General features: G+C 71.4%; 7 protein-coding genes. 4 read left to right on the forward strand and 3 right to left on the reverse strand.

Going from position 1 to position 10866, the window contains the following annotated elements:
• Positions 1-146 precede the first annotated feature (146 nt).
• The 3 genes from AB0C36_RS33585 (at position 147) to AB0C36_RS33595 (ending at position 5173) form a co-directional block, all read left to right on the forward strand.
• Entirely contained in the window at positions 147-1406 is a 1260-nt protein-coding gene (locus AB0C36_RS33585) for an ABC transporter substrate-binding protein (RefSeq protein WP_358361758.1), read from the forward strand.
• 159 nt (positions 1407-1565) lie between these two features.
• Positions 1566-4361, forward strand: a complete 2796-nt coding sequence (locus AB0C36_RS33590) for an ABC transporter permease subunit (RefSeq protein ID WP_358361760.1) — start codon at positions 1566-1568, stop codon at positions 4359-4361.
• Positions 4358-5173 carry an ABC transporter ATP-binding protein gene (locus AB0C36_RS33595; RefSeq protein ID WP_358361763.1) on the forward strand — a complete coding sequence of 272 codons (816 nt, stop codon included), beginning with the start codon at positions 4358-4360 and terminating at the stop codon, positions 5171-5173. The genes AB0C36_RS33590 and AB0C36_RS33595 overlap by 4 nt, the downstream gene beginning before the upstream one ends.
• Before the next feature lie 66 nt (positions 5174-5239).
• On the opposite strand, the gene AB0C36_RS33600 is transcribed toward AB0C36_RS33595, so the two are convergent.
• From AB0C36_RS33600 to AB0C36_RS33610, 3 genes are all read right to left on the reverse strand, one after another.
• Positions 5240-7813: an FtsX-like permease family protein gene (locus AB0C36_RS33600; RefSeq protein ID WP_358361765.1), complete on the reverse strand. Its 2574-nt coding sequence runs from the start codon at positions 7811-7813 to the stop codon at positions 5240-5242.
• Positions 7810-8481, reverse strand: a complete 672-nt coding sequence (locus AB0C36_RS33605; protein WP_358361767.1) for a helix-turn-helix domain-containing protein — start codon at positions 8479-8481, stop codon at positions 7810-7812. Before AB0C36_RS33605 ends, AB0C36_RS33600 begins: the two co-directional genes overlap by 4 nt.
• Before the next feature lie 186 nt (positions 8482-8667).
• Positions 8668-8973 carry a putative quinol monooxygenase gene (locus tag AB0C36_RS33610; protein ID WP_358361770.1) on the reverse strand — a complete coding sequence of 102 codons (306 nt, stop codon included), beginning with the start codon at positions 8971-8973 and terminating at the stop codon, positions 8668-8670.
• Positions 8974-9238: 265 nt separating this feature from the next.
• Between AB0C36_RS33610 and AB0C36_RS33615 the strand changes: the two genes are divergently transcribed.
• Entirely contained in the window at positions 9239-10705 is a 1467-nt protein-coding gene (locus AB0C36_RS33615; protein WP_358361773.1) for an MFS transporter, read from the forward strand.
• Positions 10706-10866: the final 161 nt, after the last annotated feature.

A 10866-nucleotide genomic window follows, 5' to 3' on the forward strand; every position in this document is an offset into this window, starting at 1 on the left:
TCGGGTACTTCAGGCTTGCCCGCGACCGGCGGCAAGTCCTCGCGAACCACGTACGGCACCACCGCGCACTGAACGGCACGTCAGTCAGGTGAACGACCGAACTCCGTCAGGGGCACTGCGTCCCGGCGGTCCGTGAGGAGGAATCCTTGCCACGTCTCCTACGCGCCGCAGGACTGGTCATGGTGCCGGTCCTGTTGATCGCCGGGTGCAACTCGTCGACGACGGACAAGGACGGCGACGAGCCGAACCAGCCCGGTGCGTCGGCCTCGAAGGACCCGGTCAAGATCGGCGGCGTGGTCTCCAAGACCACCTCGTCGGGCTACAGCAAGGCCGACACCGACCTCGGCGCCAAGGCCCGCTTCATGATGGCCAACGACGAAGGCGGGGTGAACGGCCGCAAGATCGACTACATCGGTTCCGAGGACGACGGCCAGGAGTCCGCCCGCACCATCACCGCGGTGCGCAAACTGGTGCAGCAGGACAAGGTGTTCGCGATCGTGCCCGTCAACACGACCACGATCGGCGGATCCGCGGACTTCCTGCGCGACAACAAGACCCCGTACATCGGCTGGGGGACGCTGCCCGCGTTCTGCGGTCAGGAGTACGGCATGGGCTACAACGGCTGCCTGGTGCCGACGCCGGGCCACAACGTGAACACGTCGTGGCCGGGCCTGCTCGGCGACATCCTCGGCGGCGCGCAGGGCAAGAGCGTCGCGCTGATCACCCAGGACACGGACGCCGGCAAGTTCGGCCTGCGAACCTACCAACAGGCCTTCCCGCCAGGCGGGTTCACGGTGTCGTACGCCAAGTCCACCGTCCCCGGCACGTCGGTCCCGACGGACTGGAGCCCCTGGGTCGGCGAGATCATGTCGAGCAACGGCGGCAAAGCCCCGGACGTCGTGGTGTCCGTCATGCAGACCCCGGCCAACATCGGCCTGTTCACCGCCCTCAAGCGGGCCGGGTTCAAGGGCATCCTGACCGACGCCACCGACTACGACCCGGCGCTGCTCAAGCAGGCCGCGTCGAAGGAGGCGCTGCAGGACGTCCAGGTGTTCGTGCAGAACATGCCGTTCGAGTCGACGGCCCCGGAGATGGCCAAGTTCAAGGAGTACATCTCCAAGGCCAAGGGCTCCGAGGTCACCGAGTGGAACCAGTCGATGATGGTCGGCTGGAACTCCGCGGACCTGTTCCTCGCGATCGCCAAGAAGGCCGGCGACAACCTGACCGTGGAGACCTTCCAGGCCGCCGCGGCCAACTTCCAGGACACCTACGCACTCGTCGGGGACCGCAAGTTCCCGCTCGGCCGCAACGACTCGTTCGGCTGCGGTGCGATGGTGCAGCTCAAGGGCGAGACGTACGGCATCACTTCGCCCTACAAGTGCTACCCCTCCATCCCGTTCAAGTGACGCGCGGCCGGACGACCCGGCCCTGCGCCACCTGACCGGCACGCCTCCGGCCCGCCCGCCGCCCCCCGGCTCTGCGGGCGGGCCGGGAGCCGCACCGCCTGTCGCACCGACCCCGATCCGGCGCCGTCCGCACGTCGTACGAGGGAGCGTCACCGGCACATGAGTGAGCTCGTCGGCTACATCATCAGCGGTCTGGTCACCGGCGCGATCTACGCGCTGCTGGCGTCCGGACTCGTGCTCGCCTACTCCGCCTCGGGGGTGCTCAACTTCGCCCACGGGGCCACCGCGTTCCTGTCCGCGCTGTTCTTCTACGAACTCAACCAGGGCCTCGACTGGCCGTCCGTACCCGCCGCCCTGGTCACCGTCTTCGTCTTCGCGCCCGGCCTCGGCTGGGTGCTCGACCGCATCATGTTCCGCAAACTCGCCAGACTCGGCGAGACCCCGCAGATCGTCGCCACGATCGGCCTCCTGGTCGCGCTGCCCGCCCTCGGCCAGTGGATCGTCAAGCTGCTGACCGACGCCGGCGTCGACCTCGCGCCGTCCGAGAACCAGTACGGCCTGCCGGGCGTGGGACCGAACCCGCCCGAGCACTGGGAGCTCATGGACGGGGTCGGCATCGACTCCAACCAGCTGATCACCTGGATCGTCACGGCAGTTGTCGCCGTCGGGCTGTGGATCCTGATGCGCCACACGCCGCTCGGCCTGCGGCTGCGCGCCTCGGTGGACAGCCGTACGCTCACCGAGCTGCGCGGCGTGAGCGCCGACCGGCTCTCCGGCATCGCCTGGATGCTCTCCGCCGGACTCGCGGGCGCGGTCGGAGTGCTGGCCGCACCGCTGCTCGCGCTCAGCCCGGTCGACTACACGCTGGTCATGTTCGTCTCCGCGGCCGCCGCTGTGCTCGGCCGCTTCAAGTCGGTGCCGATCGCCTTCGGCGGCGGCCTGCTCCTCGGAGTCGTGCAGAACCTCGTCGCGGGGTACGCGCCTTCGTGGACCGACGAGATCACCGGCCTTCGTACGGCGGTCCCGTTCGTCCTGCTGTTCGTCGGCCTGCTGGTGATGTCCCGCAGCAAGCGCAGCGCCGGGACCGCCGCCGTGGACCAGCCGCCGCCCGACTACCTGGCCGGGATGCCGCCGCTGCGCCGCTGGGCGCCGTGGCTGATCGCGGCCGCGTTCCTGGCGGTCAGCCTCTACACCTGGACGACCGCCTTCTGGATCGGCCTGATCGCCCAAGGGCTCGCGGCGTCCCTGGTGTTCCTGTCGTTCACCGTCGTCACGGGCCTCGGCGGCATGGTCAGTCTCGCGCAGGCCACCTTCGTGACCGCGTCCGCGCTGACCGCGGGCCTGCTCATGAGCCACGGGGTGTCGTTCTTCCTCGCCCTGGTCGCGGGGACACTCGTGGCCGCGCTGCTCGGCATGGTGGTCGCGCTGCCGGCGCTGCGGCTGTCCGGGCGCATGCTCGCGCTGGCCACCCTCGCGCTGGCCTTCCTGGGTGACCAAGTGCTGTTCCAGATGAGCTGGTTGCGTAACGGGGACGTGGGATGGGCGATCCCGCGCCCGGTGGTCGGGCCGGTCGACCTCAACGACGACCGGGCGCTCGCCCTCGCTCTCCTGGTCATCGTCGCGGCGGTGGTCGTGCTCATCCGGAACCTGGAGAACTCCGCGTCGGGCCGCGCGATGCTCGCGGTCCGTTCCGCGCCGCCGGCGGCGATGGCGTCCGGCGTCTCGATCCTGCGCACCAAGCTCGCGCTGTTCGCGATCTCGGCGGGCATCGCAGGGTTCGGCGGAGTGTTCTGGGCCTCCTTCAACACCCGCATCACCGCGACCGAGTTCACCGCGATGAACGGTCTGATCTGGCTGGCCATCGTGGTCGCCGCGGGCATCCGCAGGCCGCAGTTCGCCGTCGTCGCGGGACTGACGTTCGCTTTGTTCCCGCACGTCATGGAGGACTACATCACCGACTCGCCGCACGTGCCGGTGATCCTGTTCGGCCTCGCCGGCCTGGCGTTGGCCGGGAATCCCGAGGGCTGGGTCGTGCAGATGGCCGAGGGGCTGCATGCGCTGCGCGGTCGGATCTCCGGGCGTACCAGGCCTGTTGCGGACAAGGTTGCGGCGGCCGGTGGGCTGCCAGCCGCGGCGGTTGCCGAGGAGGCCGCGCCGGTCGTGACGGCTGTCGCGCCGCAGGGGTCGGGCGGTGCGGAACCCCAGGATGCCGACGAGGCAGCGGAGGTGCTGTTGCGGCTGCGCGGCATCCGTGCCGGATACGGCGGCGTCGAGGTGCTGCACGGCGTCGACCTGGACGTCCGGGCGGGCCGGATCCTGGCACTGTTGGGCGCCAACGGGGCCGGCAAGACGACGACGTGTGCGATCGCCGCAGGGCTGCTGGCGCCCACCGCAGGCACGGTCGAACTCGCGTCGGGCGATGGTGTCGTCCGCGATGTCACGCGTCTGTCGGCGGTACGCAGGTCGCGTGAAGGCGTCCTGCTCGCCCCGGAAGGCCGCGGCATCTTCCCGTCGCTGACCATCGACGAGAACCTGTCGATGTGGCTGCGGTCGGCCGGCGAACGCGAGCGCGTCTACGAGCGCTTCCCCAACCTCGCCGGGCGGCGCAAGGTGCCCGCCGGTTCGCTGTCGGGCGGCGAGCAGCAGCAGCTGACCGTCGCTCCGCTGCTGGTACGCCCGCCCCGCGTGCTCGTCGCGGACGAGCCGTCACTCGGCCTCGCCCCGCTGGTGGTCGAGGAGATCTTCCGCTTCGTCGTCGAACTCCGGGACCTGGGCGTGGCATTGCTGCTGGTGGAGGAGAAGGCGTCGGAGATCCTGACGGTCGCGGACACCGTGGCCTTCATGAGTGTCGGACGCGTGTCGTGGACCGGCCCGCGCGCGGAGGTGGACGAGAACCGCCTGACCGCCGCGTACCTCGGCCTGACCGACACCGACGTGCGGAGTGTGGGGGCATGAGCGGGACCGTGGTGGATGTCGCCGAGTCGGCCGGGGATGTGGCGCCGCCGCCCGTCCTGCGGGCCGAGAACGTCGGGGTCGCCTTCGGCGGCGTCAACGCGCTGAGCGGTGTGACGTTGGAGGTGCGCGCGGGCGAGGTCTGCGGGCTCATCGGACCGAACGGCGCGGGGAAGACGACGTTGTTCGACGTCCTGTCGGGCATCCGGCGGCCGGACTCGGGCGTGGTGCGCTTCGCCGGGGTCGACGTGTCGGCGCGCGGGCCGGTGTGGCGGGCACGGCACGGGATGCGGCGTACGTTCCAGCGCCAACAGTTGTTCGGCCGCCTGACCGTGCTGGACAACCTCGTTGTCGCCGAGGAGTGGCGCGGCGGTGGCGGCGGCATCGCGGCCGACCTGCTGGCACTTCCGAGCCGGCGCCGCCGTGAGCGCGAACGGCGGGTACGGGCCGAGGAGATCCTCGACTTGTGCGGTCTGACCGACTTGCGTGACAAATATGCCGGGACGCTGCCGGTGGGGCAGGCCCGCATGGTGGAGCTCGCCAGGGCGGTGGTGGACACCCCCAAAGTGCTGCTGCTGGACGAGCCGGCGTCGGGGATGTCGTCGGCGGAGAGCGTGTGGCTGGGCGAGGTGGTCCGCCGCCTTGTCGACCACGAGCAGTGTGCGGTGCTGCTGGTCGAACACGACGTCGCGTTCGTCATGGGCCTGGCCTCCCGGGTCGTCGTGCTCAATCTGGGCGAGGTGCTGGCCGAGGGCACGCCGGCCGAGGTGCGGGCGAACCAGGCGGTGCGCGACGCGTACCTCGGCGGCGGATGAACGCGTCGGGGGCGGGCCTCGAAAGGCCCGCCCCCGACGGATGATTCGCCCGACCCCGTGGCGGGGCTACTCCTTGGTGCCGATCGCGTCGACCGGACGGGTGCGCAGGGCGAGCCGGGCCGGCAGGGAGGTCGCCGCGAACGCGAGGACGGCGGCGGCCGCGACGATTGCCAGGTAGGTCAGCGGCGGGGCGTACGGCGTCCCGGTGCCGGTCATGCCTGTCGCATACGCACTGAGCGTCGCCCAGCCGATCGCCGTGCCGAGCACCGTCGCGAACAGCACCATCGTCAGCGTCTCCCACCGCAGCATCCGGAGGATCTGACGGCGCGTCATGCCGACCAGGCGCATGAGCGCGAACTCGCGGGCACGCGCCGAGGTGGCCATCATCAGCGTGTTGACGATCGCGATCGCGGTGAACGCGATGATCAGGCCCATTGCGACGTAGTTGACCTGCGTCTGCGTGCCCTGCTGGGTCCGACGGGCGGCTTCGACCTGGTCGCGGTCGAGGACGCGTACGCCGGGGAAGGCCGCGGCGGCGGCGTCGAGGGCGCCGCGGGTGTCGCGGGCGCTGGGGGTGCCGGGGGTTTCGGTACTGATCAGGACCTGTGCCGCCAGCGGGTTGTCCACGTGCGCGGCGACCACGGAGTGCGGCAGGGTCAGATCGCCGAAGCCGAGCCCGCGTTCGTACACCGCGACGACGCGCGGCCGGATCTCGACTCCGTCGCCGAGGGTGACCTCCAGTGTGTCGCCGACGCCGACTCCCTTGGTGCGTGCGGCTTGTGCGCTGACCGCCACGGTGTCGTCGCGCATGTTCGCGAGACTGCCCTCGGTTGTCTCCAGGTCGAGAACCCGGTCGACGCCTTCGGGAGTGACGCCCTGGGCCGGAAACTTGTCCTGGCCGGCGCGAACCACCGTACGCACCAACTCAGTTGCGCCGGTGACGCCCGGGACCGTGCGTACCGCCTCGACCGCGGCGTGCGGCACCCCGGGTCCCCGCGAGGCCAGGACGTAGTCGGCGTTGGCGGTGCCCGCCGCCACCTGCTCCTCGGCGGCATGCGACGTGGTCGTCTGCACGAACAGGATCGTGCAGGTCATGGCTATGGCGAGGGTCAACGGGGTCACCACCGCGGCCACGCGCTGGAGGCGTGCCCGGTTGTTGCTCGCCGCGAGCCGGCCGCCGACCGGGGAGAGCAGGCGCAGCGGGGCGGAGAGGACGGCGGTCGCGCCGCGGGCCAGCAGGGGGCCGAGCAGCGAGACGGAGACGGCTGCCATCACGACGGACAGGAACGTCACCGGAGTTGCGGCCGCGTCGGTGTGCAGGTTGCGCAGCACCAGGAGGAGGACGACATACCCGGCGGCGAGTAGCAGGCCGAGAGTGACGCGTACGGCGCCGAGGCGCTCGCTCTCGATGGCGGCGTCGGCGAGGGCCTCGGTCGGGCGGATCCGCGCGGGGCGCCGGGCCGAGATGCGCGCGGCCGCCCACGCGGCGAGCACCGTGGTGAGCACGGCCGCGATCATCGGGAACGGGCTGACCGCGGTCTCCAGTGTCCTGGGCATGGCGCCGGCCGCCACGAAGCGGTCGTGCAGCCAACGCGACAGGCCGAGTCCCGCGAACGCCCCGAGCGCGCCCGCGACGACTCCGACGAACACCGCTTCCAGGCCGACCATGCGGCGGATCTGCTTCGGGGTGGCGCCGACCGCCCGGAGCAGGGCGATCTCGCGACGGCGCTGCTGGAGGGACAGCACGAAGGTGCCGGAGACGACGAGCACGGCGACGAGCAGGGACGTACCGCCGAGGGCGCCGCCCAGGCTGATCAGCGTGACGCGGGCCTTGGACGCGTCGATGAACTCGACCGGGCCGCGTGCGTCGCCGCCGCGGACCTGGGCGGTCGTGCCGGCCAGTGCCGCCTTCAGGTCCTTCTTGAGCTGCCCGACGTCGGCGCCCGGCGCGGTCAGGATGCCGAGTACGGCGACCTGTCCCGGATGCGCCGCAAGGCGCGTTGCCTCGGCGGACGAGAAGAAGAGCGCGGACTGATGGGGGAGTCCGTCGCGGCCGTCGGGTGCGGCGATGCCGCTGACCCGGTACGTCGCGGGCGCTCCGGTGGACTGCACGGTGAACCGCGAGCCGACCACCGCCCCGGCGCGCTCCGCCAGGTCGGCGTCCAGGACGACGTCGCCGTCGGCCGCGGGGGCGGTTCCGGCGCGCAGCGTGAACGGGGTGAGCCGGGCGGACTCCCAGCCGTGGCCCCAGGACGGGCCGCCGTCCGGACCTTCGAGGGGACTTCCGTCGGCAGCGAAGACGGTTGCGGGGAACGTGACTTCGGGGACGACGGCGGCGATCCCCGGGACGCCGGCCAGGCGGTCCGCGGTGTCGGCGGCGAGCCAGGCGCGCTCGGTGAGCGGTTTGGACTTGACCTTCTCCTTCCCCTTCTTGTGCTTGGTCCAGTGGAGGTTCTGGTCGGCGGTGACGACGACGGGGGAGTCCGCGTACCGCTCGGTCGGTATGTCGCCGCGCAGGCCCGTCTCCAGCAGGACGCCACAAGCGGTGACCAGCGCGGCCGCGCACAGCAGGGCGGTGAAGGCGCCGATGAAGCCGCCCTTGCGGGCGCGCAGGGTCGACCAGGCGAGGCCGATCATCATGATTCCGCTCCCGGAGGGTCGGCGGGGAAGGCGAGGAAGCGCGTCTGGACGGTGCGCGCGTCGGGCGGCAGCGCGTCGCCGGCCCGCTTGTAGCGATTGATCAGGGCGATGAACTCCTCGAAAAACGCGGCGAGTTCATCGGGCGTCACGTGGATGGTGCCGCGCGAGTAGGGAGCCGCGTCCGCCCAGGGGTCCCCGGGTTCGGTCGCGTGTTGGAAGCGCATGAAGGCCTCGATGTCGGAGGTGAACGCAAGCCGGTTCATCTCGTCGACGGCGGTGCGCATCTCCGGGGTCTGGCGGCTGCGGGGAGGGAAGCGCAGGTCGGCGCGGACCGCGCGCCACCAGCGTTCGCGGCCGTGCGCGTCGGGTGGGGCAATCTCCTCGACGAAGCCGTGCCGGGCGAGTTCGCGCAGGTGGTAGCTGGTGGCGCCGGTGTTGAGGCCGAGCGCGCGGCCGAGTCCGGCGGATGTCGCGGGGCCGTGGGCGGTGAGGTGCCGCATGATGCGCCCGCGACGGGGGTGTGCCAGCGTCTTGAGCGCTTCCAGGTCGCCGACTTCACGGGGGCGGGGTGGCTCGGGGACGTCGGGCCGGTCGGCGGCCTGGGCGGACGACCGGTCAGGGGGCTGACCGCCGGGGTGTTCGCCGGGGTGTTCGGGGCTTTCGGGCATGAGTGCACAGTATTTTGTGCACAGGTTTCTGTGCACTGGAGCCACCCCCCGTCTTGGGGCGGGGGGCTATCCCCAGTACGGCGCCGACCCGGCCCGACAAGGGGAGCGCCCGCGTACTGGCCGGGCCCTGGTCGGGAGCCGTCCGGTACGCGGGCGCGGTCAGGAGTCGGCGCCGCACACCCTCTCCTACATGCCCATGGCCGACTTCCGCTCGGTGACGGAGTACACGTTGGCGTCGGCGCCGATGATTTTCGGCAGGTAGCGCTCGTTGAACGCCTCCTCGTAAGGCATCCCCCGGTGCGCCTCGAACTGCTCCGGCGTCTCCCACGCCTCGAAGAAGCGGAACGTGTTGGGACGCTCCAGTTCCTCGGCCCACCAGTACTCGACGCAGCCCGGGTCCTTGCGGCTGAGCTCTGAGACCGCGACGAGGCCCTCGATGATCTCCTCGCGGTCCTCCGGGCGGAAGGTCAGGAAACCGCTGATGACCAGCATGTTCGTCCTCCTGAATTGCTGACGTTTCGTCAGGCGCGGGAGCGCCCGGTCGTCATGGTGCGGCACGCGGGCGGCGGGCGGAAGAGCGGTCAGGCGCGGTTGCCTCATTGCATACCCTACCCCCCTAGGGTATGTTTCCGGTCGTGCCGAGGGGCTCCGCACCCGCGGCGCACCGCCCCCGGCGGCATGCGGGAAGCCCGGGGCCCCGAGACCGGGGCCCCGGGAGCACGGCCCCGGAGAGGGCCCGCGAGAAGAGGAGAAGACGATGTCCCCGAGTCAGACGGCGCCGAACCCCCGGCGCTGGAAGGCGCTGGCGCTGATCGCCGCCGCGCAGTTCATGGTCATCATGGACACGTCGATCATCGGCGTGGCCCTTCCAGAGATGCAGTCGGACCTCGGGTTCTCCCAGGAGAACCTGTCCTGGGTCTTCAACGCGTACGTCGTCGCCTTCGGCGGCCTGCTCCTCCTCGGCGGCCGGCTCTCCGACCTGTTCGGTGCGAAGCGCCTGTTCAGCGCCGGGTGGCTGGTGCTCGCCGCCGGCTCGCTGGCCGCGGGCCTCGCCGACGAGGTGTGGGTCGAGCTGACCGGACGCGCCGTGCAGGGCGTGGGCGCCGCACTCATAGCGCCTTCCGCACTCACCCTCCTGATGATGCTGTTCGGCGGGAACCCGAAGGAGCTGACCAAGGCCTTCGCGCTGTACGGCGCCGCCGCCCCCGCAGGTGGCACGGCAGGCGTCTTCCTCGGCGGTGTTATCACCGAATACGCCAGCTGGCCGTGGGTCTTCTACATCAACATCCCGGTCGCGGTGATCGCTCTCGTCGCCACCCCGCGCCTGATGCCCGCGACCCCCGCACGGCCCGGCTCGGTCGACTGGCTGGGTGCCGCCACCGTCACCGCCGGACTCGGCACCACCGTGTTCGCCATCGTCCGTGCGCCCGAGGTGGGCTGGGGCTCGGCCGAGACCCTGCTCGTGCTGGCCGCGGGCCTGCTGCTGGTCGGACTGTTCGTGGCGATCCAGGCCCGACGCCGCGAGCCGCTGATGCGCCTGGGCATCTGGAAGGCCCCGAACCTCGCGGGGGCGAACGTCGCGCAGTTCCTCATGGCCGCGGCCTGGATCCCGATGTGGTTCTTCCTGAACCTGTACCTGCAGCAGGTGCTCGGCCTCGGCGCCTTCGCCAGCGGGTCGGCGCTGCTCCCGATGACCGTCGCGATCATGGTCATGATGATCACCGTCGCGCCGCGCCTGATCGCCCGCTTCGGACCGAAGCCGCTGGTCGTCTCCGGTCTCGCGCTGCTGGCGGCAGGCATGTTGTGGCTGTCGTTCGTGCGCGCCGACGGCTCGTTCTGGGTCGACGTCCTGCCCGCGTCGCTGGTCGCCGCGACCGGTATGTCGCTCGCGTTCATCCCGTCGCTGGGCACCGCCCTGTCGAGCGCCCGGCCGGAGGAAGGCGGCCTGGCATCCGGCATCGTCAACACGAGCTACCAGGTCGGTTCGGCACTCGGCCTCGCGGCGATGACCGCACTGGCCACCTCGCAGGGTGCGGACGAGCTGGGCAACGCGGCCGCGCTGACCGACGGGTTCTCCGCGGCGTTTCTCGGGGCGGCGGGCATCGCCGTCGCGGGCGCCCTGCTCGCCGTCGTGACGCTGCGCGGCAACCGGGGCGCGGACGCCGGGGCGCAGGACGCGTCCGAGCCGGCCGGCTCGGCGGAACCCACCCGGCAGGGCGTATGAGCTGTAGCCGCGAACCTGGTGGACGCACCCACCGACACGGCACCGACGGACCGGACGACAACCGACCCGGGCACGCGCTCCTCGCGGTCCCCAACGAGGCGCCGCGCGACGGTGTCGGTCTTGGCCTTGCGCAGCGTGTCCGCCTGCGCCTTGCCGCGGCC

The organism is Streptodolium elevatio, from assembly GCF_040649515.1.
In the GTDB taxonomy this organism is placed as follows: domain Bacteria; phylum Actinomycetota; class Actinomycetes; order Streptomycetales; family Streptomycetaceae; genus Yinghuangia; species Yinghuangia elevatio.

What these genes read in the sequence shown, in the direction of transcription:
- AB0C36_RS33590 (WP_358361760.1), top strand. Translation starts at nt 1,566, where the DNA reads ATGAGTGAGCTCGTCGGCTACATCATCAGCGGTCTGGTCACCGGCGCG.
- AB0C36_RS33595 (WP_358361763.1), top strand. Translation starts at nt 4,358, where the DNA reads ATGAGCGGGACCGTGGTGGATGTCGCCGAGTCGGCCGGGGATGTGGCG.
- AB0C36_RS33600 (WP_358361765.1), bottom strand. Translation starts at nt 7,813, where the DNA reads ATGATGATCGGCCTCGCCTGGTCGACCCTGCGCGCCCGCAAGGGCGGC.
- AB0C36_RS33605 (WP_358361767.1), bottom strand. Translation starts at nt 8,481, where the DNA reads ATGCCCGAAAGCCCCGAACACCCCGGCGAACACCCCGGCGGTCAGCCC.
- AB0C36_RS33610 (WP_358361770.1), bottom strand. Translation starts at nt 8,973, where the DNA reads ATGCTGGTCATCAGCGGTTTCCTGACCTTCCGCCCGGAGGACCGCGAG.
- AB0C36_RS33615 (WP_358361773.1), top strand. Translation starts at nt 9,239, where the DNA reads ATGTCCCCGAGTCAGACGGCGCCGAACCCCCGGCGCTGGAAGGCGCTG.